The sequence below is a fragment of the Afifella sp. IM 167 genome (assembly GCF_020144925.1).
GTDB lineage: Bacteria > Pseudomonadota > Alphaproteobacteria > Rhizobiales > Afifellaceae > Afifella.
Genome location: NZ_NSLC01000012.1, coordinates 61,708 through 88,641, shown reverse-complemented (window position 1 = coordinate 88,641; position 26,934 = coordinate 61,708). Strand labels below are relative to the sequence as shown.

Sequence of the window (26,934 nt, the reverse complement as noted above, 5' to 3'; positions counted from 1 at the left end):
GGTCTTCTGCAGCATCTCAACGATCTCCCTTCACTGGCGCCTTGACCGGCCCCGGCACGGGAATGACGCGGACCGGAAAGCCGAGCTTGGCCATCAGCTTCATCTGGATGCCGCCAACGGTGACGCTGGCGAGCTGGCAACCGACGCAGGCGCCGGTCAGCTGGATCTTCACCTTGTTGCCTTCGACGGCGACGAGCTTGCAGTCGCCCCCGTCGCGCACGAGGAAGGAGCGGATCTCGTCGATCGCCGCCTCGATGCGGCGGAATTTTTCGGCCCGGACCTCTTCCGATTCCGGCTCGGCCGGCGCTTCCTCGGCCGGCTCGGGGCGCGGCGGGCGGCTGCTCGCGATGCGCTGCGAGGAAGAAAGCTGGATGAGCGTCGTGCGGGCGGGCTGCGGACCGGCGCAGGCCTCGTCCTCGATGCGCTTGGGCTGGGCTGCGGACATAGGCACCTCCCTCAGCCGAAAGACCTGCCGCAGGAGCAGCTCCAGGCCGCCTGCGGGTTTTCGAAGGTGAAGCCGGCCCCTTCCAGGCTGGAGACGAAATCGACGGTGGTGCCGGCCAGATGCGGCAGGCTCTCCCCGTCGACGAAGACGCGGATGCCCTCGCTCTCGAAGACGGCGTCCTCCGGCTCGCCCGCCTCCACGAGGCCCATCATGTACTTGTAGCCGGCGCATCCGCCGACCTCGACCATCAGGCGCAGGCCTCCCACGGGGTGTTCGGCTCCCTCGATCGCCGAGCGGAGCGCGGAAGCGGCGGAATCGGTCAGATGGATCATCGGCAGGTCTCCTTCTGGAAGACGCCGAGCAAGGCCCATGCCAAACGCTAATTATATGATATTGTTATATATTATGGGTTTCCGACATTGTCGGCTTCGCTGCAATGTCGCAAAGTCGACAGGTCGCTTTCGCCCCGAAGAGAGCCCTCAGAGGGCCGTCTCGGCCCCGCGCCTGGTATGGGCAAAGAGGCTCGGCCCCGCCTCGTCGCCGAAGCAGGCGTCGAAATCGGCGCATTCGGAGCAGGAAGGCGCGGTGCACAGGCTGTAGCCGGTATCGGCGCAAATCATGCGGTAGAAGAACTTCTTCCACTTCATGTCCTGCCGGTTGCGCGCGGCCAGCGGCGCAAAATGCAGCTCCATCAGGCGCGAGAGCTCGCCGCGGTTTTCAAGCCCCAGATCCTGCCAGAGATGATTGGCCCGCTGCGCCCGCCGAGCGATCATCGCCGCAAGGGTTTCCTCGAGCGGCGAGGCGCTCGTCGAAAACCGAGCCAAAAGGTCAAGGAGAGAAGCTTCTTCCTCGCTCAACCGCGGATCCTCGCCGAATTCGCTGCCGCGAAGGTCGGCGCCGGGAAACAGGCTCGCCACAAGCTGCGAAAGCGCTTCGCCCGAAAGCCCGCAGCCGGCGCAGAGGCCCCCCGTCTCTGCGCCGGCCAGGGCAAGGATCGAGGCGACGATATGGCAGTTGAAGGGATCCGCCGCGTCGCCGCGCCCTGCCATCAGCCGGTCGTAGATGTCGACCGGCTTGAGCATCACGCCGCCATCGCCTCGGCGGCATGCGTCTGGGCGCCGGTCGGGCAGACGCGGTAGCAGGCGCCGCAGCCGATGCAGTTGCCGCCGTCGGCGATCACCATCACCTTGCGCTCCAGCTCGTCCTCGTCCTCCTCGTCCATATCGACGAACTCGCCGTCCTCAGTCACGCCGCGCAGCGTCATCACGGAGCGCGCGCAGACCTTGAAGCAGCGCCCGCAGCCGATGCAAACCTTCGGATCGATGGACATCAGATATTCCGGCATCCAGTCGCGCCCGTCGCGTGTTTGAAAGCTCATCCGAATATTCCTTCCTTGCCCCCGCGCCGCGGCGCGCTCGTTTCCTGCGGAGCGCTCAGGCGCGCGCCACTTCCGGATAGGTCTCGATCTCCTTCATCGCCTTGGCGACGACCTTGCCGCCCTCGGCCGCCAGCGCGGCGAGGCTGTCAAAGCCGAAGCGATGCACGTCGCGCAGCGATTTGGAGAAAATGACCAGCTTGCCGGTGGTGAGGATCACCCGACCGAAGCCCTCGTAATGCATGGTCATCATCGGCGAGGCCATGAGGCCGGTCTCGCGCTCCACCGCGAGCCCGACCGCGCGGTAGTACTTCTCCACCCGGTCGATGAGATCGGGATCGGGATCGCCGATGATCGGGATTTCGCGCCGCTCGTCGGCCGTGACGATGAACTCGGCGAGAAGGTCGCCGTCGCCCTTCTCCTCCCACACGCCATAGGTGTCGTCGGCGCGGATCAGCGCCACCAGCGACTTGATGAAGGGCGTCGCCATCGCCTCGGCGTCGCTCATCACCTGCCGTACCACCGTCTCCGTCGACATCGCGGCTCTCCCCTCAATCTTCCTCGTCGAGAAAATCCATCCGCCGCGGCTGGGCGAGGCCCATCACCTTGCGCAGCCAGGGCGGCGGATTGCCCTCCATCATCGTCTGCACGCGCCCGATCACTTCGTCGATCGGCTCGGGCCGCGGCAGTTTCACGGGATGGATCTTGGCGTTGATCACCTTGGCCGCCGACGGCCCGCCGATGGCGAGGCAGAAGAGGAGATGGCAGCCTTTCAGCGCCTCCACCTTCGGCGTGATGCGGTCCTCGCCTTCCGGGCGGTGCGCGCCGCTCTCGTCGGAAACCTCTTCGAAGGCCGCCGCCGAGACGAAACGGCTGGAATCGGCCGTGACCTCGTAGATGGCGAACTTCTTCGCCGAGCCGAAATGGGCGTTGAGGTTTTTCAAATCCTGCGTCGCCACCGCGATCCGCAGCCGCGGCTCGGCCTCGCCCTCCGGCATGGCGTCCTCGTCCTCAATGACCTGCAAATGTCGCGCCAGCATGGTCGCTCTCCTGAAGCTGGAATTCCGGCACCCGGGAGGAGGCGAAATCCTCCGGCGTCTTCTCGCCGATATCGGCAAGGAACATGTTCGCCACCTCGTAGAGGAAGCTGCGCGTGCCGGCGTAGCCGACCGTGGCCCGGTGCTGGACGCCGAGCCGGTCGAAGATCGGAAAGCCGACCCGCAGATGCTTGAGGCCGAGCCTTTCGGCCGCCTGCCGCCCATGGCTGTGGGTGACGATCAGCCCGGCGCCCGCCTCGCCCGCGCGCTCCTCAAGGTCCATGAGATCGCCCACCACCACCTCCTCGGCCGGCACCTCGACGAGCAGCGGCGAATGCGACGTCGTCGTCACGGCCGCGACGATCTTCGCTCCGAGCCCGGCGAAGAAGGCGCTCATGGAATAGAGAAGGTCGGGATCCGCCCCGAGGGCGATCTTCCGCCCGCCGAGATAGAAATGGCAGTCGAGCATGGCATCGACGAGCTGGCTGCGCTGGCGTCGGATCGAAGCCGGCACCTCGCGTCCCGAGATATCGGCGAGGAAGGCGATCAGCTCGTCGGCCGGCTGCAGGCCCGTCAGCGTCGCAAAGACCCGCGAGGGAACGCCGGTCAGCCCCTCCAGCGCCTCGGCCGCCGGCCGCATGTGCTCGCCGATGGCGATCGTGGCTACCGCCTCGCCGAGATCGGCGATGTCTTCCAGTGCCGTGCCCCCGGAGGTGGCGGGGCTGAATTCGGCGTTCACATGCCCGTCGAGCGAGCCGGAAAGGTCCGGCAGGACGACCGCGCGCAGGCCGAAGGCGGCGGCGAGATCGCGCAGCGCGTCGATATCGCCCGCCGTCTGGTGGACACCGGCCAGGATGTTGATCTGCGTGCCGGCCTTGGCCCGTCGCTCGCCGGGCACGACGAGGGATTCGATGATTGCCGTCACCGCCTTCGCCCATCCGTCCTCCAGCGCGCCAGAGAAATCGGGCGTCGAGGCGAAGACGACGGCGGTGCGGTCGAGCTCGTGCCGGCGACGCAGGATCGAGACGATATCGGCGGGAAAATCCTCCCCCCGCGTCTCGATCAGCGCCGTCGAGGCGACGCCGATGAATTTCGGCTTCATCCGCCCGGCGACGTTGACCAGCGCCTCTTCCAGATTCTCCGCCCCGCCGAGCACCGTCTCCACCTCGCCGATGGCGGTCGTCTGCAGGGGCATGTCTTCCTTGAAGTGGCGCACGCCGAGCGTCAGCGCGAAGGACGAGCAGCCCTGCGCCCCGTGAAAAAGCGGCACGGCGCCGTCGATACCGAGATAGGCGAGCGCGGCGCCCATCGGCGTCGAGGTCTTGAGCGGGTTGATCGAGGCGTTCTTCCTCGGGGTGACGAGCCTTGCCATATGCCCCTCCCTCACGCCTCGGTCACGGCGGGTTCGCCAGCCTCCGCCGGGCCCTTCTCCCAGGGCGCCGGGCGGCGGATGTCTTCCCAGACCGGATTGGAGAGCGATTTCGCCAGCTCGGCGACGAGGTTCACCATGCCGTCGTAGCCGGCATAGGCCTGATGGCGCTCCTGGTTGATGTCGAGCCAGGGCACCTTCGCCTTCAGCGCCACGAACTGCGTCTTGCCGCCGGACAGGAGGATGTCGGCCTCGCCCCGCTTCAGCTGCGCGTACATCTCGCGCGCCGGCACGGAGCCCACCATGTGCGGATCCTCCATCAGCGCCTCGATGCGGGCCTTGTCCTCATCGGTCGATTTGCGCACCGAGGTGGCGACGATCTTCATGCCCGCCTCCTGCAGGGCAGAGACGATCGACCAGGATTTGACACCCCCCGTATAGAGAATGACGCGCTTGTCCTTCAGCACCGGCCGGTAGGGCGCGATGCGCTGCCAGGCCCGCGCTTCCTCCTCGGCGATCAGCGCCTCGGTGCGCGCCAGAAGGCCCTCCGACGCCCCGCGCTCCACCAGCAGCTTCGCCAGGGTGCGCAGCGCCGTCGAGGTGTCCGAAATGCCGTAGAATGAGCCCTCGAAATAGGGAATGCCCCAGCGCTCCTCCAGCTTGCGGGCGACGTTGATGAGGGCTGCCGAGCAGCTCACCATCGTCACGCGCGCCCGGTGCGCCGTCGCAATCTCGCGATAGCGTGCATCGCCGGTGATGCAGGCGAGGACCCGGATGCCGAGCTGCTCCAGGAGCGGCCTGATCTGCCAGAGCTCGCCGGAAAGGTTGTATTCGCCGAGGATGACGATGTCGGTCGGCGTCGTCGTCTCGGGCTCGACCGTGCCGATGACATGGTCGAAGAGAGCCGCCCCGGCGAGTTTGTTGCCGAGGTTTTTCGAGCCCGCAAAGCCGGGCGCATGGACCGGGATGCAGGGCGTGCCGAGCTTCTCGGCCGCATGCCGGCAGACGGCGTCGATGTCGTCGCCGATCATCGCCGGCACGCAGGTCTCGTAGACGAAGACCGCCGGCGGGTCGTAGCGGGCGACGACATCCTTGATCGCCCGGTAGAGCCGCTTCTCCCCGTTGCCCATGACGATGTCGAGCTCGGAAAGATCGGTCGTCACCCCGAGTCGATAGGTCTTCGGCCCGGAGGTGGCGACGTTGCGCCCGTCCCAGGAATTGCCCTCGCAGGCGAAGGGTCCGTGGACGAGATGCACCGCATCGGTGATCGGCTGGAGCGCGATTTTCGCTCCGTCAAAGGCGCAGCCGCCGGCGGCGGCGCCAGGCGTCAGACGCTTGGCGCAGCCCTTCTTGCGCTCGCCCTCGCTCTTGGAGCGGTTGGTCGCGCAGCCGGGCTCGTTGAAGAGCTCGGCCACCTTGGCGTTGAGGTTGCTGGCCATCGGAGCCTCCCTGCCCCCTGGACCTGGCCCTAGCGGGTCAGGTCGAAGGAGATGTCGGCACCCGCCTCGCCGGTCGCATCGTCGAGCTTGTCGAAGATCGTGTCGAGAAGCGTGACGAGCACCCTGAGGCCGCCCTGGTATCCCCAGACGGGGAAGCGGTGGTGGTGATGCCGGTCGAAGATCGGGAAGGTCAGCCGGATCAGCGGCGTGCCGGTATCCCGCTCCAGATACTTGCCGTAGGAGTTGCCGATCAGCAGGTCGACGGGCTCCGTGGCGAGCAGCGAGCGCATGTGCCACAGGTCCTTGCCGGCCCAGGCCTTGCAGTCGCGGCCGAAGGGCGAGGAAGCAAACAGCGCGTCCATCTTCTCCGCCCAGGCCTTGGAGCCGTTGGTGGCAAGGCAATGTTTCGGCTCGCCGCCGGTCTCCAGGATGAAGCGGGCCATGGCGTAGACGAAGTCCGGATCGCCGTAGATGGCGTAGCTCTTGCCGTGCAGCCAGGACTGGCTGTCGGCGAGGGCGTCGACCAGGCGTCCGCGCTCCTTGGTCAGCTCGGCCGGGATCTCTTTGCCGGTCAGTCGGGAGATCGTCATCAGGAGTTCGTCCGTGCCGGCCACGCCGAGCGGATAGTGCAGCGCGGCCGTCTCCTGGCCGAAGCTCCCGGCATATTCCAGCGTCTTCGGCGTGCAGTATTCCTGCAGGCTGAGCGTCGCCTTGGCGTTCACCGCGGCCTCGGTCGCCTCCAGGCTCGTGCCGCCATCATACATGCGGAACTCGCCGTCCGACGGGGTGTCGAACTGGTCCGACACGTCGGAGAGGATGGTGTATTTCACCTCCATCATGTCGAGGATGCGCTTCAGCTCGCGGTTGTTGCCGACCGCGAAACCGTCGAAGCCCGGGATGATGTTGATCGTCTCGTTCTTCTCGGCGGTCTTGCCCTTCCAGAAGTGCTCCAGGATGCCCTTCACCATGTTGTCGTAGCCGGTGACGTGGCTGCCGACGAAGGCGGGCGTGTGGGCGAAGGGCACATGGAAGTCCTGCGGAACGGATTCCTTTTCCTTCGCTCCGAGGATGAAGGACTGCAGGTCGTCGCCGATGACCTCGGCCATGCAGGTGGTGGAGACGGCGATCATCTTCGGGTCGTAGAGGGCGTAGGTGTTCTTCAGCCCTTCCACCATGTTGGCGAGGCCGCCGAAGACCGCCGCATCTTCCGTCATCGACGAGGAGACGGCCGAGCACGGCTCCTTGAAATGGCGGGAAAGGTGCGAGCGGTAGTAGGCGACGCAGCCCTGCGAGCCGTGCACGAAGCTCATCGTCTTTTCAAAGCCCGCCGCCGCGAAGACGGCGCCAAGCGGCTGGCAGGCCTTGGCCGGATTGACGCACAGGGACTCGCGGGCGAAGTTCTTCTCCCGGTACTCCCAGCTCTTCGTCCAGTCGGCGACTTCCGCCACCTTCTCGGACGGCGGCGCGCCCTCGACGCTCTCGCGCTTCTTGGCGAGCATCTCCTGGTATTCCGGCTGGCGGAACAGTGACGAGTGGTCGAGGACCTTTTCAGCGGATTGCGGCATCGTTCTAAGCCTTTCGTCAGGTTCGGCGTTGGCGCCTACTCGGCGGCTTCGGCCAGCGGCTGCTCTTTCGGCGCCCAGGGGGCATCGAAGAGGTTCCAGACCGGATTGTTGATGGCGAGGTCCATGTCACGGGCGAAGATCGCGAAGCCGTCGTAGCCGTGATAGGGGCCCGAATAGTCCCAGGAGTGCATCTGCCGGAACGGGATGCCCATCTTCTGGACCGGGTACTTCTCCTTGATGCCGGAGCCGACCAGGTCGGGGCGCACGCCTTCGATGAACTTCTCCAGCTCGTAGCTGGTGACGTCGTCGTAGATCAGCGTGCCTTCCTTCACGTAGTGGCCGGTGCGCTGATAGTCGTCGTTATGGGCGAACTCGTAGCCCGTGCCGACGATCTCCATGCCGAGATCCTCGTAGGCGTTGACGACGTGCCGGGGGCGCAGGCCGCCGACATAGAGCATCACCGTCTTACCCTCGAGCCGCGGCTTGTACCGGGCGATGACGGCATCGACGAGCGGCTGGTACTTGGCGATGACCGCCTCGGCCTTCTCCTTGATCGTCTCGTCGAAGTAGCTGGCGATGTGGCGCAGCGAGGCGGCGATCTGGGAGGGGCCGAAGAAGTTGTACTCGGTCCACGGGATGCCGTGCTTTTCTTCCATGTGCCGGCAGATGTAGTTCATCGACCGGTAGCAATGGATGAGGTTGAGCTTGGCCTTGGGAGCGCTTTCCAGCTCCTTCAGCGTCGCATCGCCCGACCAGGAGGCGATGACGTTGAGGCCCATCTCCTCCAGGAGGATGCGCGAGGCCCAGGCGTCGCCGCCGATGTTGTAGTCGCCGATGATGTTGACGCTGTAGGGATCGCTCTCGACCGCTTCCGCTTCGCCCTTGTCGAGCACCCAGTCGCGGATCGTGTCGTTGGCGATGTGGTGGCCGAGCGACTGGGAAACGCCGCGGAAGCCCTCGCAGCGGACCGGAACGATGGTCTTGCCGCTCTCATTCTTCTTCTTGCGCGCCACCGCTTCGATATCGTCGCCGATCAGGCCGATCGGGCATTCCGACTGGATCGAGATGCCCTTGGCGAGCGGGAAGAGATCGTTGATCTCGTCGATGATCTTTTCGAGCTTCTTGTCGCCGCCGAAGACGATGTCCTTCTCCTGGAAGTCGGAGGTGAACTGCATCGTCACGAAGCTGTCGACGCCGGTCGTGCCGGTGTAGTAGTTGCGCCGCTGGGACCAGGAATACTGGCCGCAGCCGACCGGGCCGTGGCTGATATGGACCATGTCCTTGACCGGTCCCCATACGACGCCCTTCGATCCGGCATAGGCGCAGCCGCGGATGGTCATGACGCCGGGGATCGACTTGATGTTGGACTTCACCCCGCATTCGCTGAGCGCGCCCTCGCCCTTGTCTTCCTCGCTCGCGCCGCCGGCGGCGGAGAGGTGACGGCGGCGCTTCTTGGCGGCCTTGTCGGGATAGGCTTTCAGCACCTCTTCAATGAGGTTGGCGTTGAACTCGCCGGTATTTTCGTAATCCAGGCTCATGGCTCTCTCCTCATCGGGAGGGGTTGATGAAGCGCCCGGCCGCGCTTGCGGCCGGGCCATTCTTCGGCCTTACGCCGCGGCTTCCTTGGCCTGCAGCTCGGCGAGCGCCTGCTCCTCGGTCTTCATGATGCCGAAGTCGAGGAGCATCTGCTCCAGCTCGTCCATGGAGACCGGCGTCGGGATCGTGCCCTGGCCGGAATTGGCGTGGATCTTCTCCGCCAGCGTCCGGTACTCCTGCGCCTGCTGGGAATCGGGCGCGTACTGGATGACCGTCTGGCGCCGAAGCTCGGCATGCTGGACGATGTTGTTGCGCGGCACGAAGTGGATCAGCTTGGTGTTCAGCTTCTCCGCCAGCGCTTCCGACAGCTCGACCTCGCGGTCCGTCTGGCGCTCGTTGCAGATGAGGCCGCCGAGGCGCACGCCGCCCGAATGGGCGTACTTCAGGATGCCCTTGGCGATGTTGTTGGCCGCATAGAGCGCCATCATCTCGCCGGACATGACGATGTAGATTTCCTGCGCCTTGTTCTCGCGGATCGGCATGGCGAAACCGCCGCAGACCACGTCGCCGAGCACGTCATAGGAGACGTAGTCGACATCGTCGTAGGCACCGTTCTCTTCCAGGAAGTTGATGGCGGTGATGACGCCGCGGCCGGCGCAGCCGACGCCGGGCTCCGGGCCGCCGGACTCCGTGCACTTGATGCCCTTATAGCCGATCTTGAGGACTTCCTCGAGTTCGAGGTCCTCCACCGAGCCCGCCTCGGCGGCAAGGCTCAGCACGGTGTCCTGCATCTTCGTGTTGAGGATCAGGCGGGTGGAATCGGCCTTCGGGTCGCAGCCGACAATCAGGATGCGCTGGCCCATTTCGACCAGGGCAGCCAGGGTGTTCTGGGAAGTAGTAGATTTGCCGATGCCGCCCTTCCCGTAGAACGCGATCTGGCGAAGTGAGCTCATATCCGGTGTCTCCTGGTGTCAGGTTCGAGGACTTTCCCGTCGGCACTTCGGCCGCGTACCCCAACATCGCAAAGCCCGTGCCAGAACGTGCCAAGTCATATTTTCTTGTTATTTCAATGCGTTAGCAAAATCCGACACAAGCCGCTATTCCGACAGTCGCTGTCCGTTCTCCGACAATCGCGACAGCTTCGCGGTTGAGGCGTCCGACACGCGCCCCGCCAGTGTCGCGAGGCCAAAGCGCGACGGGCGTCGCCCGCCCGCGCAATCGTTGCGCGAGCGCCCGGGAGAGATCGTTCGAAAGGGAGTTTTCAGGCCGTGCGGGCGAGAGCGGCGGCGAGTTCGGCCGCGTCGGCGGCCACCGGCGCGATGCCCTGGACGGCGAAGAAGCGCAGTTCGTTGCGCGTCAGCGTGGCAGGATCGACCAGCGCGAAATGCGGCCCGCGCGAGCGCTTCATGATCTGGCGGGCGTAGATCCGGAGCGTCTGGTCGTCGAAGCGACAGCCGACGAAGAGGAAGCCGCGGCCGGAACGGCGCGTCTTCACCATCTCCGGGATCGGCGTCTGGATGTCGATCTCCGTCAGCACTTCGACATAGTCGGAATCGGCGATGAGGAAGTTGCCGGCCGGCCTGGCGCCGCCATGCGGCTTGTAGAGGAGCGTCGACCAGCCATGCGCCGGCGGCGCGATCGTCTCGGCGCCGTCGGGGCCATAGAAGGTGTACCAGCGCGCCTCGCCGAAGCCGGTCCGGTCGGTGCCCTGCACTTCGCCCCAGTCGGAGCGGCCGGCCAGCGCGCGGCGCATGGCGTCGTCGTACCAGGTGTCGACGACGAGATGAATCTCGGGGATGCGGGCGAGTTCGGCATGCAGGGGGCCCGGTTCGGCCGGGCCGGCGAAAGCCTCCGCCATCAGCGCGTCGAGCGTCTTGCGATGCTTGCGCGCCTCGATGAACTGGGCCGAGGCGAACGGATTGCCGCGCGCCCTTTTCGGCAGCGCCACTTTGGCGGCGAAGAAGGCGGCGAGCGCCTCGTAGCCGTCGGGAGAGGCCCCGGCGGAAAGGCCGGGACCCAGATAGGGTATGAGCCGTCCTTCCAGCAGCCAGTCGACGATGGCGGGCAGATGTTCGTCCGCCTTTTCCACGACCGGCAGCTCCAGGACGGCGCTCATGCTTCCGCTTCCGTGCGCTTCTTCGCTTCCACGGTGATCGGCAGGCGGGTATCGGCGGCCATCTCCGGAAGCTCCAGCACCCAGCCGTTCTTCAGCCGGATCCAGCCGCCCCACAGGCCCTCGTGCTCCGTCTCCACGACCGGCTCCTCCAGGTCCTTCTTGGCGACATAGGCCGAAAGGCCCTTCGCGCTCCGGCGGATCATCACTTTCATGGGGCTCGTTCCTTCCGTTCGGCGGTCTCGGCCGAGACGAGCTCGCGCCCGAGCATGCCGACGATGTTGCCGCTGGTCAGGAATTCCACGGCATAGACGTAGTGGCGTTGCAGGTAGGTGCCGACGTCGCGCACATAGCCCTCGTCGCCCTTCTTCACGAGGATCTCGCCGATCTCGCGCCCGCCCACCGTCCCGTCGTTCTTGACGAGCTTTTTGGCGCGCACCCGCGTGCCGGGCCTGAAGTCCGGCTCGCGGTAGATTTCGATTTCCGCGTCGGCGTCGCCGAGGCCCATGCCGCGCGTCCCCGATCAGACCGGAACGCAGGTATTCTCGACCGGGCACACGGCGACGCATTGCGGGGCGTCGAAATGGCCCTCGCATTCCGTGCACTTGTCGGCGTCGATGATGTAGGTGTCACCCTTGAACTTGATGGCCGCGTTCGGGCACTCGAACTCGCAGGCGCCGCACACGGTGCATTGTGACTTGATGATCTTGTAGGCCATTTTTCTCTCCTCTCAGCCCGCATTCGCTATCGCCGGCCCGCCCTGGTCGGCGGCGAACTCGGCCGCATACCAGGCCGCGATACCGGCCTCGATCCACTCATAGGCCTGCGCGTCGCTGGCGCTGATGCCGGCGGCCGCAAGCTTCTTCGTCGGCCCCTCGCCGATCTTGGCGACGAGGACGGCCGACACGCCTTCCAGCGCATCGATGACCGCCGCGAGCGTGTCGGCCTCGCCGAAGCCGCCCTGGCAGTACTGCTCGACCTTGCGGGGCCCGACGAAAGTCACGCCCGCGCTAGAGACCTCGAACACCAGGAATTCCGTGGCGTGTCCGAAGTGCTGATTGATACGCCCGCCCCCGCGGCTTGCCACCGCGACAAGGCGCGCCGGCGCCTTTTCGACGCTTCTGAGCTCGGCCTCGGCGGCCTCGCGGCTGGCGCCATGCTCGCCGCGTTCATGGGCGACGAGGGCGCGGTATTCCTCGCGCGCGGCCGGATCGTAGGTGACCGTCTCCGGCAGCTGGTCGAGGGTGAATTCCTGGCCGCGATCCTCTCCGAGGATGCCGACCGCGTCCGCGCGGCACTGCCGGCAATGGCGCATCAGCTTGGTGCCGCCGCCGAGCCTGTCCTGCAGCGCCTTCACTTCCATCGGCCGCGGTCCGCGCTGGCCGGTGAGGCCGAAATGCGTGCCATGCGACGCATCGGAGATGAGCGGCATGATGTTGTGCAGGAAGGCGCCCTTCTCCTTCACGACGCGGTTCACTTCGACGAGATGCTCGTCGTTGATGCCCGGGATCATCACGGAATTGACCTTCACCAGGATGCCGCGGGCGACGAGCATTTCGAGGCCGCGCATCTGCCGCTCCAAAAGGATCGTGGCCGCTTCCACGCCGGTCCAGCGCCGGTGCTGGTGGAAGATCCAGGGATAGATCTGCGCCCCGATCTCTGGATCGACCGTATTGATGGTGATCGTCACATGGTCGACCGCCATCTCGGCGATCTCGTCGACATGCTCCGGCAGCGCCAGCCCGTTGGTGGAAAGGCACAGCTTGATGTCGGGAATTTCCTTCGCGACCGCCTCGAAGGTCGCTTTCGTCTTCGCCCAGTCGTAGACGGCGTCGCCCGGTCCGGCGATGCCGAGAACGGAAAGCTGCGGCACCTCGTTGGCGACGGCGATCACCTTGCGCACCGCCTCGTCCGGCGTCAGCCGTTCCGAGACGACGCCCGGCCGGCTCTCATTGGCGCAATCGTACTTCCGGTTGCAGTAATGGCACTGGATGTTGCAGGCCGGCGCCACCGCCACATGCATGCGCGCGAAATAATGGTGCGCCTCTTCCGAATAGCAGGGATGGTCCTTCACCTTCTCCCAGATCTCGGCGGGCATGTCGTCCGGCCCCTCCGACGACCCGCAGGCCCCCGAGGTGCAGCCCGTCGTGGAGATCGCGGCGCGCATGTCGCGCGCAGAGGTCGGAGCTTTCAGGCTGTCGAGCGAGATGAGCTGTGCCACCAATTCCTCCGTCTCTGCGACCGGGCCGGCCGGGGGCCTTCAGGGGATGAGGAGCAAAGGCCGTGCCAGAACGGAAATGACGGAATTTCAGTGGCTTGGACGGATCGGGTGAATCATTTTCCCTGTCGCGCCTTCGACAAACCTGTCGGGTCTCCGACAATGTGGCGGACACCGGCGGGCGTCCGCCAATGCCTAGAACTTCTTGATCGGGATCGAATGCTTGCGCAGCGCATAGCCGATCTGGCGCGGCGTCATGCCGAGGATGCGAGCCGCCTTCGCCTGCACCCAGCCGGCCGTCTCCATCGCCTCCACCAAACGGTCGCGTTCGGAGCGCATATCCGCCCCGGGCACCGGACAGGCGCCGGGGGCCGGGCAGGCATGCTGGCCCACTCCGGCGCCGGAAGGCTGGGCGGGCGGCGCGGCCTCGCTGGCGACCGGCTGGACGGGCTGGACCGCCGAAGAAGTCATGCCCGGCTGCGCGACCGGCCTCGGCGCCACCGGGCCCGCATCGTTATGGGCCGGCATCACCGGCAGCGGCGTGAAGCCGCCCGGATGTGTCGGCGCGGCGGTACGCCCGCCGCCCTGCCACAGGGTGGAGGACAGGCACCCCTCCTCGCGGCAGGCAAAGGCGCTGGCGCCGATCCTGGGCTCGCGCGAGAGCGTCGCCGTGCGGCGGATGCAGTTCTCCAGCTCGCGCACATTGCCGGGGAAATAGCAGCCCGAAAGCACCGACATTGCGTCCTGCGTCAGGGTGAGGCTGGTGCCGTGCTCCTTGTTGAAACGGCGCAGGATGTCGGCGGCGAGCAGCGGCACGTCGCCGGTCCGGTCGCGCAGCGGCGGCAGGAAGATCGGCACGACCGAGATGCGATAATAAAGGTCGGCGCGGAATTCGCCGCGCGCCACCGCCGCCTCCAGGTCGCGGTTCGTGGCGCAGACGAGGCGCACATCGACCTTCAACGACTTGCTGCCGCCGACGCGCTCGAACTCCCCCTCCTGCAGCACCCTGAGCAGCTTGGCCTGGAAGGAATGGGAGATCTCGCCGATCTCGTCGAGAAAGAGCGTGCCCCGGTCCGCGAGCTCGAAGCGGCCCTTGCGCTGGGCAAGGGCGCCGGTGAAGGCGCCTTTCTCGTGGCCGAAGATTTCCGATTCCAGGACGCTCTCGGGCAGCGCCGCGCAGTTGAGCTTCACGAACGGCCCTTCGCGCCTTGGCGAGAGGTCGTGGATGGCGGAGGCGAAGAGTTCCTTACCGGTGCCGGATTCGCCGCGCAGGAGCACGGCGGAGCGGCTGCGCGCCACGATCCGCACCTTGTCGAGCGCGGAAACCAGCGCCGGGCTGTCGCCGATAATGCCGGCGATCTTCGCCTCGCCTTCCGGCTCGGGCATCACCTTGTTGGCGCTCAGTTCCTTTTCCAGCCGGTGCTGCTCGGCCATCAGCCGCTCGCGGTCGCGCGCCACCGTGCGGTGCAGGCGAAGCGTCTGGCCGACGAGATTGGCCACGAGCGTGAGGAAGCGGACATCCTGGTCGAAGGGCACCTGGCCGAGATCGCTGTAGGCCCGGTCGATGGTGAGCGTGCCGATCACCGCCCCGTCATTCTTGATCGGCACCCCGATCAGCGAGAAGGGCATGCCGTCGTCGGGGCCCCAGCCGGAAAGGTCGGAACCGGCGAAGAGCCTGTCGTTGAGGACGTTGGCGACGACGAGCGGCATGCCGGTGGCGACGATCCGGCCGATCGCCTCTTCCGGCAGACGGCGGAAATAGCGCTGCGCGCTCGCCTCGCTCCATCCCGAGCCGACGACGATCTCCGGCTCGCCCTCCGGATCGAGAAGCGCGATGAGGCCGTGCCGCATGTCGAGGAAACTGGAAAGCAGCGACAGCACGCTGGCCAGCATCGCCTCCAGCCGGCAGGGCTCGCCCAGCACCTTGGAAATCTCGTAGATGCCGGTGAGCTCCACCTCCGCCCGGCTGGTCGCCCGGGGATTGTGGCCGAAAGCCCTCACGTTGGAAATCGTCACGGCATTGGCTCCGAATGGGGGCGCGGCCGGCAGCGCCCGGGACTTGCGGTCGGCCCAAGCGGCCCGACCTCTCCGCAACCATCGCGGCGAAGAGATCGGGAGCTTAGAACGTGGCCAATTCTATTGTGCATGTGCGAAACAACTAGGCATTCGAAAGATGAGCGCATATTTCAACTTTTCCGGCAGAAGCCACGGAAAGTCTGCAAGAATTGTTCAAAAGAGAAGCTTGCGCCTTGCATGTTTCGGTCCGCCTTCTGGCATAGCGATGCATATCCCGTGCCAGTCCCCGGCGGCCTGCTTTCGGCCCTTGAGCGCCGCTCGGCAGAGGTCCGTGCCGACGCTCTTGCAGAGCCGCACAGCCCCCCTTTGCCCGCCGCCGCCGGCGGGCCTTGCCGGGTCGGATCGGGCGCCCGCGCCGCGGGCGATGGCTGCTACCTGCGAAAAAGGGCTGGTCGCGCGCGCGCCCTCCTCTATTCAGAAGACCATGCGTCTCGCCGATTTTCTCCAGCATGGAAGCTGACAGCCCGCTCGACCGCCTCGCCGCCTGGCTGCTCGTCGCGACGACGGTCTGCGTCGTCCTCTCCGAATGGACGGGCCTCGCCCCCTTCGTTCTGGCCGAGGCGGCCTGCGCGGTCCTCGCGATCCTTCTCCTCGGCCGCCGCGCCGGGCGCACGCAGCTCATCTTCCTCGCGATCGCCGCCATCCTCATCGTCTTCACCCTCTTCGCGCGCGCCGAGCCCTGGCAGCTCCTGAGGCCGGCGCTGAAGACCATGTCCTTCATCGCCGCATTCTTCGTCGCCACGACGGCGCTGCGCTACGCCGCCACGAGCTCGGAGGCGATCGTGCAATGCGGCCGCTATCTCGCCGAGCAGAGGCCGGGGCGCCGCTATGCCGCGCTCACGCTCGGCGGCCATCTTTTCGGACTGATCCTGAACTACGGCTCCATCGCCCTCCTCGGCTCCCTGGCGGAGGAGAGTTCGCGCGGCGAGCCCGATCCCCGTCTGCGCGCCATCCGCCTGAGGCGGATGCTGACCGCGATCCAGCGCGGCTTCGCTTCGGTCCTCGCCTGGTCGCCGCTCACCTTCGCCACGGCGATCTCGATCTCCCTCATTCCGGGCGCGACCTGGGGCGACATCGCCCTGCCGGGCTTCCTCGCCGCGCTCATCATCGGCGTGACCGGCTGGGCGCTCGACACGATCTTCAAGCCGCGCGTCTCCGGGACGCAGCCGGCCCGCGCGCCCTCCGAGCTCTCCTGGAAGGTGATCTGGCCGCTGCCGGTGCTTCTCCTACTCCTCGGCGCCGCGGTGGGCGGGCTCCACCTGGCAACCGGCGTCCGCTCCACCGCCGTCGTCATCCTCGTCGTGCCGCTGATCGCCGCCGCCTGGGTGGCGCTGCAGAACCGCCACGACCATCCGCTCGCGGCCATGCGCGCGCGCGGCCTTCTCTTCGTCAACCACCAGCTCCTCGGATACCGGGCCGAACTGGTCATCCTGACGATGGCGAGCTTCATCGGCGTCCTCGGCAGCGGCCTCCTGGCGCCGGTCGTCGCCCACAGCGGGATCGACCTCTCGGCGACGCCGGGCTGGCTGCTCCTCATCGTGCTTCTTTGGCTCGTACCGATCACCGGGCAGATCGGCATGAACCCGCTCCTGTCCGTCTCGCTGATCGGGCCGCTCCTGCCCGGCGCACGCGAAGTGGGTCTCGATCCCGCCGACATCGTCGTGGCGCTGACATCGGGCTGGGCGCTCAGCGGCGCGAGTTCGCCCTTCACCGCAAGCTCGCTCGTCATCGGCGGCTTCGGCTCCGTCTCCGCCCGCCATGTCGGGCTCGTCTGGAACGGGCCGTTCACGCTGGCGAGCGGCATCGCCCTGTCAGCCTTCATGGTGCTGCTGGCGGCGCTCTAGGATCGGACTTTTCGGAGGATGACTCACGAGCTGAGCAGGAGCGCCGAGGACCGCGCCCGCCTCGGCCTCCCCCGCGTTCATGCCGGCCCCTTTTGGCGATAGGCCAAGCCTGATGCGCCGAAGTTGCACGTAGCGTCGGGCCGCCTATGCGGCTAAGGCAGATTGCATGAAGCGGGCGCTACAACTTGCGCGGCAGGCAGTGCGCCGAAGGCCGGTCGCCCTGCTGCTTGCTTTCGGCCTGGCGCTGTCTCTGTGCGCGCTTTCGTTCTCGCGCGATCCATCCATTCTCGACAAGGCGCGCACCGCCAATCCGGAGGATTTTCCCGAGCTCGGCCCGGATGCCGCCACGCTCCTCGAGGCGACGCGGACGGTCTTCCGGTCCTTTGATTTTGCCGGTGTCGGCGCGCGCTTCGACGCGGCGCAGGCGCCCCCGGAGGTCCGAGAGCTCGCTGGCGGCCAGTGCGACCGCACGGTGGAGGCTCTGAGGCGTCTCGTTCCCGGCCGGCTGTCCGTTCGCAACCTCGACCTCGTCTATCCGAACGGCGACGGCCTCGGCGGCCATACGATTGCCTACGTGCCGACGCCCGCGGGCCACCTCCTCGTCGATCCGACCTATGGTCTTCTCTTCCGCCACGCCGGCGAATTGGCGCCGGCCCAGGCAATGCAGGCCGCCGATTATGCCGTCTTCAGGATCGGCAAATCTCCGGCCGGCTATGAGAAAAGGATCGGGCCGCCTCGCATCATCTACGATCATGTGCAGTCGCCGCGCGCCGCCTTCGCCCTGCCCGAAGAGCCGATCGTCGCCAGCCTCCCCGTCCCGTCCCTTGCCAGCGGGAGCGTGCGCCTCGGCGCCATCGACGGCGAGCGCCACAGTCTCACTCTCGCAGTCAGTTCGAGCTACCACGATCGGATCGGCAATTACTTCCGTCCCACTCGCCAGCAATGGCAATTGAAGGGCGCCACCCCCGGGGCCTTCTACGAGATGCGGTTCTATCTGCTGCCCGCGCACACCAATCCTCTGGCGCTGCGCGTGGGGTTGTTGGCGGAAAACCTCGAGGTCGCCGCCGACGAGGTGGCGGTCCCCAACGAATCTGACCTTCTTCGCATTCGCATCAGGGCGCCCGCAAAGAGGTTTACCGTGGAGATGAGCTGCGACGGCATGGGCGGCCGCTTCCTCGATGCAGTCTCGATCGACAGGATCGGGATGGAGCCGGATCTCGATGCCACAGCCGAGAGTTCGACCCATTCTCGGGATCGTACGGGCCGGCCCCCGTCCGACGCGCCTTCCGCCAAGCCATTGGAAAGACTGGTGGGTGAGCAGGGACTCGAACCCTGGACCCGCTGATTAAGAGTCAGCTGCTCTACCAACTGAGCTACACACCCGAAGTCTGGGCGCTGTATAGTGTCGCGAACTCGCCTCCGCAAGCCGTGAGAGGTGCCCGTCCCGCACCTTTCTCGATAGAAATCGCCTGAGCCCGGCCGCCAGGCAGGCCGCCCCGACCACGCCCGAGAGAAGCTGCCCGCATGAACGCACCCCTCTATCCTCCCCTTGCCTGCCATATCGGGGGCGAGAAGCTCGCCGGCGGCGGCGAGACGCTCCTCACCGAGAACCCGGCGACCGGCGAGGCGCTGGCACAATTTGACGCTGCCGATGCCAGAACCGTCGACAGCGCCGTCGCCGCGGCCGCCGCCGCTCAGCGCCAGTGGCTCGCCATGTCGCCGGCCGAGCGCGGCCGCGTCCTCTTCAAGGTCGCCGCGCTCCTGCGCGCGCGCACCGACGAGCTCGCCCATCTGGAAGTCCTCGACACCGGAAAACCCATCCAGGAAGCGCCGGAGGCCGATATCGGCTCGGCCGCCGACTGCTTCGAGTTCTTCGCCGGCCTGACGCAGGTGATCCACGGCGAGCACATGCCGCTGTCGCAGGATGCCTTCGCCTATACGCGGCGCGAGCCGCTCGGCGTGTGCGCCGGCATCGGGGCGTGGAACTACCCGATCCAGATCGCCTCCTGGAAGGCCGCTCCGGCGCTCGCCGCCGGCAATGCCATGGTCTTCAAGCCGAGCGAGCTGACGCCGATGACAGCCCTCAGGCTCGCCGAGATCGTCGAGGAGGCCAGCGCGCCGAAGGGCCTCTTCAACGTGGTCCTCGGCGCCGGTCCAACGGGCGCGGCAATGACCGCCCATCCCGGCATCGCGAAAGTGTCGATCACCGGCTCCGTGCCGACCGGCAGGCGCATCATGGCGGCCGCCGCCGAAACCCTGAAGCACGTCACCATGGAGCTCGGCGGCAAGTCGGCGCTGATCGTCTTCGCCGACGCCGACCTCGATGATTCGGTCTCGGCGGCGATGCTGGCCAATTTCTACACGCAGGGCGAAATCTGCTCCAACGGCACGCGCGTCTTCGTGCATGAATCGATCCGTGAGGAATTCCTCGCAAGGCTCCTCGCCCGCACGCAAAAGATCAAAATCGGCGATCCGCTCGATCCCGAAACGCAGATGGGCCCCCTGATCTCGGCGGCGCATCTGGAAAAGGTCCTCGGCTTCGTCGAGCGGGCGAGAGCCGCCGGGGCGGAGCTCCTGACGGGCGGCGCCCGCCTTACCGAAGGCGCCCTCGCCGCCGGCCACTTCATGGCCCCGACCGTCTTTGCCGCCACCGACGAGATGGAAGTCGTCCGCGAGGAGGTTTTCGGCCCCGTGATGAGCGTTCTTTCCTTCGCCGAGGAGGACGAGGTCGTCGCAAGGGCGAACGACACGCCCTACGGCCTCGCCGCCGGGCTGATGACGAAGGACCTTGCCCGCGCCCACCGCGTCGCGGCATCGCTGCAGGCCGGCACGGTCTGGATCAACTCCTACAACCTGACGCCGATCGCCATGCCCTTCGGCGGGGTCAAGCAATCCGGCATCGGCCGCGAGAACGGCCTCGCCGCGCTCGATTTCTACACCGAGAGGAAGAGCGTCTACGTCAATCTCGGCAAGGTCGAAGCGCCCTACTGAGAGGACCTCACGCGACCGGAGGGGTCGGGCGACACCCGCGGCTTTCCGCCTTCCCTTCAAAGCGGATGGCGTAGACCCTCCGTGCCTTCGCCTGCGACGGTGGGCGATGCATCGCCCAGCGTCGGCAGAACCTCGCGAATATGATCGGCGAACGCCTTTACGATCGAGGACGGCCGTTCGTCCGCGAATTCAAGGGCGATGCCGATCTCCGGCAGCGGCGGCAGCCCTTCCGTGACGATTGAGAGATCGGTCGGAACGGCGGTGCGGGTCAGGACGCTGATCGCATGGCCTGACCGAGCGATGGCGATGAGGCCCGCGAGGCTGTTGCTGGCATAGGCGACCCGGTAGCGGCGATTGACGGTTTCCATCGCATCGCAAGCTGCGCGGTGGTCGAGCGTGACCGGGGCAGACAGCGCGAGCGGCAGATGGCTGCTCTGAAGAATGGCTGGCGTCGCGGAATTGGCGACCCAGACAAAACGTTCCTTGCGGATCACCGAAGCGTTCTGCGGATCAGCAAGCGACACCAGCGCCATATCGATTTGGCGCCGGCGCAGCATTGGACGCAGCTCGAAGGTCGGTGCGCAGATCATGCGCAGTTCGACATCGGGATGAAGCGCGCAAAAGCCTTTGAGGAGAGCCGGCAGAAAGGCGATCGAATAATCCTCCGGGCAACCGAGGCTCAAGCTGCCCTTCAGGGCCGTGCCGTTCATGTCGGCGAAGATCTCGTCGTGCTGCGCCAGAAGGGCTTCCGCATGCGTGAGAAGCTTCTCGCCTGCCGCCGTGAGCCGCACCCCGGCTCCCGTCCTGCGCAACAACGTCTGCCCCAAAAGCTGCTCAAGCCGGTGCATCTGCATGCTGAGCGCGGGCTGCGTGCGCCCGACTTGCTGCGATGCGAGGCTGATCGAACCCGCACGCGCGCAGATGACGAAATTCTTCAGAAGAGCGAGGTCGAGCAAGGAGACCATCAATCCGATTGATATCAGACGAAAATAATATCAATTCGCTGAGGCTCACAAGCTTCTGCTAGCCTTCTGCGCAACGCTGCCGAAGGAGAGCCGCATGTCGCTCAATGACGATCCCGCCTTCTGGGCTTCCGCCCGCAAGCATCTGACGCGCTACGGACCGAGCTTCGAGACGATCATCGCCGAGCGGGCCGAGGGCAGCTTCGTCTACGACGCCGATGGCCGCGCCATCCTCGACTTCACCTCCGGCCAGATGAGCGCGGTCCTCGGCCACACGCATCCCGATATCGTGGCGACGGTGAACCGTCAGATGGGTGCCGTCGCGCATCTCTTCTCCGGCATGCTGTCGCGCCCGGTGGTCGAGCTCGCCGAGCGTCTCGCGGCCCTCGCGCCGGGCCTCGATCGCGTGCAGCTCCTCACCACGGGAGCGGAATCGAACGAAGCGGCGATCCGCATGGCGAAGCTGGTCACCGGCGGCCACGAGATCGTCGCCTTCGCCCAGAGCTGGCACGGCATGACGGGTGCGGCGGCGTCCGCCACCTACAGCGCCGGGCGCGCCGGCTACGGCCCCGCCGCGATCGGCTCCTTCGCCATCCCCGCGCCCAATGCCTATCGCCCGCGCTTCACGAAAGCGGACGGCACGCTCAACTGGCAGGCCGAGCTCGACGACGCCTTCTGGCTGATCGATCGCCAGTCGACCGGCAATCTCGCCGCCTTCATCGCCGAGCCGATCCTCTCCAGCGGCGGCATCCTGGAACTGCCCCCCGGCTATCTCGCGGCGCTCAAGACAAAATGCGAGGAGCGCGGCATGCTCCTCATCCTCGATGAGGCGCAGACCGGCGTCGGGCGCACCGGCCACATGTTCGCCTTCCAGCGCGACGGCGTGACGCCCGATATCATGACGCTGTCGAAAACGCTCGGCGCCGGCCTGCCGCTCGCCGCCGTCATGACCAGCGAGGCGATCGAGGAGAAGGCGCATGAGCGCGGCTTCCTCTTCTATACGACGCATGTCTCCGACCCGCTTCCCGCCGCCGTCGGCGTCACCGTCCTCGACGTCGTCGCCCGCGACGGCCTCGTCGATCAGGCCAGGGCACGCGGCAAGCGCCTCGCCGAAGGCCTCCTCTCGCTCAAGCAGAAATTCGAATGCGTCGGCGACGTGCGCGGCCGCGGCCTCCTCCTCGGGCTCGAGATCGTCACCGACCGGCAGACTAGGGCGCCTGGCTTCGAGCTCGGCGCCAGGATCATGGAGGAAGCGATGCAGCGCGGCCTCAGCATGAACATCGTCAAACTGCCGGGAATGGGCGGCGTCTTCCGCATCGCCCCGCCACTGACGGTATCGGAGGCTGAGATCGACCAGGGTGTGGAGATCATGTCGGACGCGATCGCAGCCGCCGTCGAGAGACACTGATCGTGTGGTGAGGCGCCTTACTGGGAAACCCGCGTAGCGGCCGACACTGCCCATTGATCGCAACCCCGGCGAAGCTGCTATGGAGAGCGCTCCCACGATTCTTCATGCGAACTCCGATGCCCGCCGATCCCGTCGAAATCCTCAAGGCCGTCTATGGCTACGAAGCTTTTCGCGGGCCGCAGGCGCGCATCATCGAGAATGTGATTGCCGGCCATAACGCCTTCGTGCTGATGCCGACCGGCGGCGGAAAATCGCTCTGCTACCAGATCCCGGCGATCGCCCGACCCGGCATGGGGCTGATCGTCTCCCCGCTTCTGGCGCTGATGGCCGACCAGGTCGCGGCGTTGCGCCAGGCGGGGGTCAAGGCGGCCGCACTCAACTCCGATCTTCCGCCGGAAGAGCGGCGCGCCTTGTGGCGGGACATTGAAGCCGGCGCGCTCGACCTTCTCTATGTCGCGCCCGAAACGCTCCTGCGCGGCGGGGTCCTGCAGCGGCTCGGCCAGGCGACCCTGTCGCTGATCGCCATCGACGAGGCCCACTGCCTGTCGCAATGGGGCCACGATTTCCGCCCCTCCTACCGCCAGCTCGATGTGCTCGTGCGCGAGTTTCCGCAGACGCCGCGTATGGCCCTGACGGCAACGGCCGACGCGCCGACGCGTGCCGAGATCCTGTCGCATCTGGATATCGCCGAAGCCGACGCCTTCATCGTCGGCTTCGACCGCCCCAACATCCGCTACGCCATCGCCGAAAAGGACAATCCCCGCGCCCAGCTGAAGGATTTCTTGAAGCGCCACCAGGGCGAGAGCGGCATCGTCTACTGCCTCTCCAAGCGCAAATGCGAGGAAACGGCCGCCTGGCTGCGCGGCGAGGGCCACGACGCGCTCGCCTATCACGCCGGCATGGACAAGGCCGAACGAGAGGCCAACCAGCTGCGTTTCCAGCATGGCGAGGCGGTCGTCATGGTCGCCACCATCGCTTTCGGCATGGGCATCGACAAACCGGATGTGCGCTTCGTCGCCCATATCGATCTGCCGGGCAGCCTGGAGGCCTATTACCAGGAGACCGGCCGCGCCGGGCGGGACGGCCTGCCGGCCGAGACGCTGATGCTCTACGGCCCTGAAGACGTCGCGCTGCGCAACCGCTTCATCGAGGAATCGGATGCGCCGGACGAGCGCAAGCGCACGGAACGGCAGAAGCTCGATGCGCTGCTGGGGCTTGCCGAGACGGCGGGTTGCCGCCGCCAGGTGCTGCTCGCCTATTTCGGCGACCATTGCGAGCCTTGCGGCAATTGCGACACCTGCGCCGAGCCGCCACAGCTCTTCGACGGGACGATCGCGGCGCAGAAGGCGCTCTCCTGCATCTACCGCACCGGCGAGCGCTTCGGGCAGGCCTATATCGTCGATGTCCTTCTCGGCGTGGAGAGCGAGCGCATCGCCCAGTTCGGCCATGACCGCGTCTCCACCTTCGGCATCGGCAAGGAGCACGACAGCCGCCTGTGGCGCGCCATCCTGCGCCAGCTGATCGCCCTGCGCCTCGTCGGCGTCGACCTTGCCGGCCATGGGGGCCTGTCGATCGCGCCCGCCGGCCGGGACTTCCTGCGCGACAAGCCGGCGCTCATGCTGCGCGTGCCGCCCCCTCGCCGAAGCCGGCGCGGCAAGGGCGGGCAAAGCACGGCTCAGTCCGTTGTGCCGGAATCCGATCGGGATCTCTTTCAGGCGCTCAGGGAAAAACGGCTCGAGATCGCGCGGCAGCAGAACGTGCCGCCCTATGTGATCTTTCACGACAAGACCCTGATCGAGCTCGCGGCGGCGCGTCCCCGCTCGCGCGCCGAGATGGCCCATGTCCCCGGTGTCGGCGAGGCCAAGCTCGATCGCTACGGCACCGCCTTCGTGGCGGTGATTGCCAACCATGCGGGGCGTTCCGTCCCCTCATGAGCGAGGCGTTGCGCATCATTCCCGTCCCGCCTCACCGATAGATCACCCAGGCGGCCGCGTAGACGCAGCCGAAAAGCAGCGGCTGGTGGATGAGGTAGAAGGCGAGCGAGTGTCGTCCGCCGAAGGCGAGCGCCTGCGATACCGGATCGCGCACGGGCTTTGCCAGAACCGCGCAGGCGGCGCGGCTCGCCACGACCAGGCGGCCGATGACCATGCCGACGAGCACCATGCCGAACCAGGGAAAGACCGGCACGAAATCGTTGCTCACCGGCCGGTAGGTCATCAAGCCTAGGAACTCCAGATAGCGGCTGTTGAAGGCCTCGCCGGCGAACAGGTGCGCGCCGAGAAGAAAGAACACGGCCGCCGCGGCGACGACCGCCACGGGCAGGCGCAGGAAGAAAAGCCCGAGCAGGCTCGCCAGCGCGATCTGATGCAGGATGCCGAAGAAGATGTAGGCGTCCGGGAACATGAAATACGTGACGAGCGTGATCGCGCCGGCCGCCACCGCCACCATCGCGAGCCGTTTGGCGAAAGGCCGCGGCCGGATGCCCGAGCGATGCGCCAGCACGAGGCTGACGCCGACCAGCGCCAGGAAGGAGCCGGCGATGGAGCGCGCGAAGATGATCCAGCCGAGCGAGGAGTCCACCCTGGCGTCGGTGAAGCCAAAAAAAGCAAGGTCCCAGGAGAAGTGGTAGACGGCCATCGCGACGAGCGCGACGCCGCGCGCCACGTCGATCCATGGAAGGCGCGCCAGCGGCGCGGTTGCCGCGGGCGCATCAAGGCGCGCCGAAGCGCGCCCCTTCTTTTCGCCTTCGCCGGCCTTTGTCGGCGCCTCGCCCGTAAGGGCCGCCTCTCCTGCCGCCTTCACGCCGTTCAGCCGGCGGCCTGCTGCGCGTGGAGGCGCTCGCCGCGGGCGATCAGCTTGTTGACGGCGGCGAGATAGGCCTTCGCCGAGGCGACCAGCGTATCCGGATCGGAAGCCCGGCCGGTCATGGCGCGGCCGTCCTTGTCCTCCAGCCGCACCGAGACCTCGGCCTGCGCATCCGTTCCGCCGGTGACGGCATGCACCTGGTAGAGCGCCAGCGACGCCTCATGCGGTACCAGCGCCTTGATGGCGTTGAAGGCCGCATCCACCGGGCCGTTGCCGGTCGCCTGGAAGGTACGGTGCTGGCCACCCTCATCGCTGAGGGTGAGCGTTGCGGCCTGCGGGCCCATCGTGCCGGCGATGATGGTCATCGCCTCCAGCTTGATGCGGTCGGCCGCGTTCGCCAGCTTCTCGTCGACCAGCGCCTCGATATCCTCGTCGAAGACGTGCTTCTTGCGGTCGGCGAGCGCCTTGAACCGGTTGAAGGCGTCCTCGAAGGCATTCTCGCCGAGCTCGTAGCCCATTTCCTTCAGCTTGGAGCGGAAGGCGTTGCGGCCCGAATGCTTGCCCATGACGAGGTTGGTCTTCGACACGCCGACCGAATCCGGCGTCATGATCTCGTAGGTCTGGGTGTGTTTCAGCATCCCGTCCTGATGGATGCCGCTCTCATGGGCGAAGGCGTTCCGCCCGACGATCGCCTTGTTGTACTGCACCGGGAAGGAGGTCGCCGCCGAGACGATCTTGGACGCGCGCGTCAGCATCTTGGTGTCGATGCCCGTGTGGTACGGCAGGACGTCCTGGCGCGTGTTGATCGCCATGACGATCTCTTCCAGCGCCGCGTTGCCGGCCCGCTCGCCGATACCGTTGATCGTGCACTCAATCTGCCGGCAGCCGCCGGCGACGCCCGCCAGCGAATTGGCGACGGCCATGCCGAGATCGTTGTGGCAATGCACGGAGAAGACGGCCTGGTCGGAGTTCGGCACGGCCTGCCTGAGGCGGATGAACAGATCGCGATATTCGTCCGGCGTGGTGTAGCCGACGGTATCGGGAATGTTGATCGTCCCGGCGCCGGCGCGGATCGCCGCCTCCACGCAGCGGCACAAAAAGTCGAATTCGGTGCGGGTGCCGTCCTCGGCCGACCATTCCACGTCGTCGACGAGGTTGCGCGCCCGCGAGACGGAATCGGTGACCAGCTGCAGGACCTGCTCGGGCTCCTTCTGCAGCTTGAACTTCATGTGCACCGGCGAGGTGGACAGGAAGGTATGGATGCGCGGCCGGCGCGCGAAGCGCACCGCCTCTCCTGCCCGGTCGATATCGCCCGGCTGGGCGCGGGCGAGCCCGGCGATCACGGCGTTCTTGGCGCGGCGGGCGACTTCCGCCACGGCCTCGAAATCGCCCGGCGAGGCGATCGGAAAACCGGCCTCGATGATGTCGACGCCCATGGCGTCGAGGAAGGCGGCGACTTCGAGCTTCTCCTCGAAGGTCATGGTGGCGCCGGGGCACTGCTCGCCGTCGCGCAGGGTGGTGTCGAAGATGACGACGCGGTCGCCCTCTGATCGTACTTCGTCGGTGATGGTCATTTCGTATTCTCCGTGCCGGTCACCCGGCTGGCCTCATAAGGCGCTGAACGTTTCGCTCTGTTCGCGTCTCCCCTGAATGCCCGCCCTGAGCGGCCCCCTGTTTCGGGAACCCGGGCTGTCGACGCTCAGGGGCGCCTAAGGAGAAGGAGGTCGAGCGAAAGTGCCGGGCCGCGGAGG

The 26,934-nt window shown here is 66.7% G+C and carries 25 protein-coding genes and 1 tRNA gene; 4 read left to right on the top strand and 22 right to left on the bottom strand.

Features of this window, described 5'->3' with window-relative positions; genetic code table 11:
• Positions 1-16: 16 nt before the first annotated feature.
• The 17 genes from CLD20_RS18615 to nifA all read right to left on the bottom strand — a co-directional run bounded on the left by CLD20_RS18615 (position 17) and on the right by nifA (position 15,113).
• A complete protein-coding gene (locus CLD20_RS18615; protein ID WP_224408169.1) occupies positions 17-445 on the bottom strand; it encodes a NifU family protein in 429 nt (142 codons plus the stop codon).
• Between the two features lie 11 nt (positions 446-456).
• A complete protein-coding gene (locus tag CLD20_RS18610; RefSeq protein ID WP_224408168.1) occupies positions 457-777 on the bottom strand; it encodes an iron-sulfur cluster assembly accessory protein in 321 nt (106 codons plus the stop codon).
• Between the two features lie 147 nt (positions 778-924).
• Positions 925-1,527, bottom strand: a complete 603-nt coding sequence (locus CLD20_RS18605; RefSeq protein WP_224408214.1) for a nitrogen fixation protein NifQ — start codon at positions 1,525-1,527, stop codon at positions 925-927.
• Positions 1,527-1,823 (bottom strand): ferredoxin III, nif-specific, encoded by a 297-nt coding sequence (gene fdxB, locus CLD20_RS18600; protein ID WP_224408167.1) that lies wholly within the window; start codon positions 1,821-1,823, stop codon positions 1,527-1,529. The genes CLD20_RS18605 and fdxB overlap by 1 nt, the downstream gene beginning before the upstream one ends.
• Before the next feature lie 55 nt (positions 1,824-1,878).
• The gene (locus tag CLD20_RS18595; RefSeq protein ID WP_224408166.1) at positions 1,879-2,358 is read right to left on the bottom strand and encodes a NifX-associated nitrogen fixation protein; all 480 of its coding nucleotides are present in this window, start codon (positions 2,356-2,358) and stop codon (positions 1,879-1,881) included.
• 13 nt (positions 2,359-2,371) lie between these two features.
• Complete coding sequence (gene nifX, locus CLD20_RS18590; protein ID WP_370636943.1) at positions 2,372-2,860, bottom strand: nitrogen fixation protein NifX; 489 nt, start codon at positions 2,858-2,860, stop codon at positions 2,372-2,374.
• Positions 2,832-4,229 carry a nitrogenase iron-molybdenum cofactor biosynthesis protein NifN gene (gene nifN / locus CLD20_RS18585; protein WP_224408165.1) on the bottom strand — a complete coding sequence of 466 codons (1,398 nt, stop codon included), beginning with the start codon at positions 4,227-4,229 and terminating at the stop codon, positions 2,832-2,834. Before nifN ends, nifX begins: the two co-directional genes overlap by 29 nt.
• A gap of 11 nt (positions 4,230-4,240) precedes the next feature.
• A complete protein-coding gene (gene nifE / locus CLD20_RS18580) occupies positions 4,241-5,665 on the bottom strand; it encodes a nitrogenase iron-molybdenum cofactor biosynthesis protein NifE (RefSeq protein ID WP_224408164.1) in 1,425 nt (474 codons plus the stop codon).
• A 29-nt stretch (positions 5,666-5,694) separates the two neighbouring features.
• On the bottom strand, positions 5,695-7,230 hold the full coding sequence (nifK, locus tag CLD20_RS18575) for a nitrogenase molybdenum-iron protein subunit beta (protein WP_224408163.1): 1,536 nt from the start codon (positions 7,228-7,230) through the stop codon (positions 5,695-5,697).
• A 35-nt stretch (positions 7,231-7,265) separates the two neighbouring features.
• The gene (nifD, locus tag CLD20_RS18570) at positions 7,266-8,768 is read right to left on the bottom strand and encodes a nitrogenase molybdenum-iron protein alpha chain (protein ID WP_224408162.1); all 1,503 of its coding nucleotides are present in this window, start codon (positions 8,766-8,768) and stop codon (positions 7,266-7,268) included.
• A 69-nt stretch (positions 8,769-8,837) separates the two neighbouring features.
• Positions 8,838-9,719: a nitrogenase iron protein gene (gene nifH / locus CLD20_RS18565; RefSeq protein WP_224408161.1), complete on the bottom strand. Its 882-nt coding sequence runs from the start codon at positions 9,717-9,719 to the stop codon at positions 8,838-8,840.
• 308 nt (positions 9,720-10,027) lie between these two features.
• A complete protein-coding gene (locus CLD20_RS18560; RefSeq protein ID WP_224408160.1) occupies positions 10,028-10,882 on the bottom strand; it encodes an SIR2 family protein in 855 nt (284 codons plus the stop codon).
• A complete protein-coding gene (gene nifT / locus CLD20_RS18555) occupies positions 10,879-11,094 on the bottom strand; it encodes a putative nitrogen fixation protein NifT (RefSeq protein ID WP_224408159.1) in 216 nt (71 codons plus the stop codon). The genes CLD20_RS18560 and nifT overlap by 4 nt, the downstream gene beginning before the upstream one ends.
• Positions 11,091-11,387, bottom strand: coding sequence for a nitrogen fixation protein NifZ (locus tag CLD20_RS18550; protein ID WP_224408158.1), 297 nt, complete (start codon positions 11,385-11,387; stop codon positions 11,091-11,093). The genes nifT and CLD20_RS18550 overlap by 4 nt, the downstream gene beginning before the upstream one ends.
• Before the next feature lie 15 nt (positions 11,388-11,402).
• Complete coding sequence (locus CLD20_RS18545; protein ID WP_224408157.1) at positions 11,403-11,597, bottom strand: 4Fe-4S dicluster domain-containing protein; 195 nt, start codon at positions 11,595-11,597, stop codon at positions 11,403-11,405.
• A gap of 12 nt (positions 11,598-11,609) precedes the next feature.
• A complete protein-coding gene (gene nifB, locus CLD20_RS18540; protein ID WP_224408156.1) occupies positions 11,610-13,103 on the bottom strand; it encodes a nitrogenase cofactor biosynthesis protein NifB in 1,494 nt (497 codons plus the stop codon).
• Between the two features lie 189 nt (positions 13,104-13,292).
• On the bottom strand, positions 13,293-15,113 hold the full coding sequence (nifA, locus tag CLD20_RS18535; RefSeq protein WP_370636942.1) for a nif-specific transcriptional activator NifA: 1,821 nt from the start codon (positions 15,111-15,113) through the stop codon (positions 13,293-13,295).
• A 509-nt stretch (positions 15,114-15,622) separates the two neighbouring features.
• Here nifA and CLD20_RS18530 point away from each other — a divergent pair.
• On the top strand, positions 15,623-17,017 hold the full coding sequence (locus CLD20_RS18530) for a hypothetical protein (protein WP_224408155.1): 1,395 nt from the start codon (positions 15,623-15,625) through the stop codon (positions 17,015-17,017).
• A 178-nt stretch (positions 17,018-17,195) separates the two neighbouring features.
• On the opposite strand, the gene CLD20_RS18525 is transcribed toward CLD20_RS18530, so the two are convergent.
• Together CLD20_RS18525 and CLD20_RS18520 are read right to left on the bottom strand one after the other, a co-directional pair.
• Entirely contained in the window at positions 17,196-18,263 is a 1,068-nt protein-coding gene (locus CLD20_RS18525) for a hypothetical protein (RefSeq protein WP_224408154.1), read from the bottom strand.
• 61 nt (positions 18,264-18,324) lie between these two features.
• A tRNA-Lys gene (locus tag CLD20_RS18520) sits at positions 18,325-18,400 on the bottom strand.
• A gap of 141 nt (positions 18,401-18,541) precedes the next feature.
• Here CLD20_RS18520 and betB point away from each other — a divergent pair.
• On the top strand, positions 18,542-20,008 hold the full coding sequence (betB, locus tag CLD20_RS18515) for a betaine-aldehyde dehydrogenase (RefSeq protein ID WP_255599984.1): 1,467 nt from the start codon (positions 18,542-18,544) through the stop codon (positions 20,006-20,008).
• 56 nt (positions 20,009-20,064) lie between these two features.
• Here betB and CLD20_RS18510 read toward each other — a convergent pair whose 3' ends face one another.
• Positions 20,065-20,964, bottom strand: coding sequence for a LysR substrate-binding domain-containing protein (locus CLD20_RS18510; protein WP_370636941.1), 900 nt, complete (start codon positions 20,962-20,964; stop codon positions 20,065-20,067).
• Between the two features lie 103 nt (positions 20,965-21,067).
• Here CLD20_RS18510 and CLD20_RS18505 point away from each other — a divergent pair, with 103 nt between their 5' ends.
• Both CLD20_RS18505 and recQ read left to right on the top strand, forming a co-directional pair.
• Positions 21,068-22,378 (top strand): aspartate aminotransferase family protein, encoded by a 1,311-nt coding sequence (locus tag CLD20_RS18505; protein ID WP_224408152.1) that lies wholly within the window; start codon positions 21,068-21,070, stop codon positions 22,376-22,378.
• 116 nt (positions 22,379-22,494) lie between these two features.
• On the top strand, positions 22,495-24,312 hold the full coding sequence (recQ, locus tag CLD20_RS18500) for a DNA helicase RecQ (protein WP_224408151.1): 1,818 nt from the start codon (positions 22,495-22,497) through the stop codon (positions 24,310-24,312).
• A gap of 31 nt (positions 24,313-24,343) precedes the next feature.
• On the opposite strand, the gene CLD20_RS18495 is transcribed toward recQ, so the two are convergent.
• Together CLD20_RS18495 and CLD20_RS18490 are read right to left on the bottom strand one after the other, a co-directional pair.
• Positions 24,344-25,180, bottom strand: a complete 837-nt coding sequence (locus CLD20_RS18495) for a heparan-alpha-glucosaminide N-acetyltransferase (RefSeq protein ID WP_224408150.1) — start codon at positions 25,178-25,180, stop codon at positions 24,344-24,346.
• A 5-nt stretch (positions 25,181-25,185) separates the two neighbouring features.
• Positions 25,186-26,757, bottom strand: a complete 1,572-nt coding sequence (locus CLD20_RS18490) for a 2-isopropylmalate synthase (RefSeq protein WP_224408149.1) — start codon at positions 26,755-26,757, stop codon at positions 25,186-25,188.
• Between the last annotated feature and the right edge of the window lie 177 nt (positions 26,758-26,934).

Excerpts from the sequence above, each read along its gene's own strand:
- CLD20_RS18615 (WP_224408169.1), bottom strand. The coding sequence starts at position 445 with ATGTCCGCAGCCCAGCCCAAGCGCATCGAGGACGAGGCCTGCGCCGGT.
- CLD20_RS18610 (WP_224408168.1), bottom strand. The coding sequence starts at position 777 with ATGATCCATCTGACCGATTCCGCCGCTTCCGCGCTCCGCTCGGCGATC.
- CLD20_RS18605 (WP_224408214.1), bottom strand. The coding sequence starts at position 1,527 with ATGCTCAAGCCGGTCGACATCTACGACCGGCTGATGGCAGGGCGCGGC.
- fdxB (WP_224408167.1), bottom strand. The coding sequence starts at position 1,823 with ATGAGCTTTCAAACACGCGACGGGCGCGACTGGATGCCGGAATATCTG.
- CLD20_RS18595 (WP_224408166.1), bottom strand. The coding sequence starts at position 2,358 with ATGTCGACGGAGACGGTGGTACGGCAGGTGATGAGCGACGCCGAGGCG.
- nifX (WP_370636943.1), bottom strand. The coding sequence starts at position 2,860 with ATGCTGGCGCGACATTTGCAGGTCATTGAGGACGAGGACGCCATGCCG.
- nifN (WP_224408165.1), bottom strand. The coding sequence starts at position 4,229 with ATGGCAAGGCTCGTCACCCCGAGGAAGAACGCCTCGATCAACCCGCTC.
- nifE (WP_224408164.1), bottom strand. The coding sequence starts at position 5,665 with ATGGCCAGCAACCTCAACGCCAAGGTGGCCGAGCTCTTCAACGAGCCC.
- nifK (WP_224408163.1), bottom strand. The coding sequence starts at position 7,230 with ATGCCGCAATCCGCTGAAAAGGTCCTCGACCACTCGTCACTGTTCCGC.
- nifD (WP_224408162.1), bottom strand. The coding sequence starts at position 8,768 with ATGAGCCTGGATTACGAAAATACCGGCGAGTTCAACGCCAACCTCATT.
- nifH (WP_224408161.1), bottom strand. The coding sequence starts at position 9,719 with ATGAGCTCACTTCGCCAGATCGCGTTCTACGGGAAGGGCGGCATCGGC.
- CLD20_RS18560 (WP_224408160.1), bottom strand. The coding sequence starts at position 10,882 with ATGAGCGCCGTCCTGGAGCTGCCGGTCGTGGAAAAGGCGGACGAACAT.
- nifT (WP_224408159.1), bottom strand. The coding sequence starts at position 11,094 with ATGAAAGTGATGATCCGCCGGAGCGCGAAGGGCCTTTCGGCCTATGTC.
- CLD20_RS18550 (WP_224408158.1), bottom strand. The coding sequence starts at position 11,387 with ATGGGCCTCGGCGACGCCGACGCGGAAATCGAAATCTACCGCGAGCCG.
- CLD20_RS18545 (WP_224408157.1), bottom strand. The coding sequence starts at position 11,597 with ATGGCCTACAAGATCATCAAGTCACAATGCACCGTGTGCGGCGCCTGC.
- CLD20_RS18530 (WP_224408155.1), top strand. The coding sequence starts at position 15,623 with ATGGAAGCTGACAGCCCGCTCGACCGCCTCGCCGCCTGGCTGCTCGTC.
- CLD20_RS18525 (WP_224408154.1), bottom strand. The coding sequence starts at position 18,263 with ATGGGTCGAACTCTCGGCTGTGGCATCGAGATCCGGCTCCATCCCGAT.
- betB (WP_255599984.1), top strand. The coding sequence starts at position 18,542 with ATGAACGCACCCCTCTATCCTCCCCTTGCCTGCCATATCGGGGGCGAG.
- CLD20_RS18505 (WP_224408152.1), top strand. The coding sequence starts at position 21,068 with ATGTCGCTCAATGACGATCCCGCCTTCTGGGCTTCCGCCCGCAAGCAT.
- recQ (WP_224408151.1), top strand. The coding sequence starts at position 22,495 with ATGCCCGCCGATCCCGTCGAAATCCTCAAGGCCGTCTATGGCTACGAA.
- CLD20_RS18490 (WP_224408149.1), bottom strand. The coding sequence starts at position 26,757 with ATGACCATCACCGACGAAGTACGATCAGAGGGCGACCGCGTCGTCATC.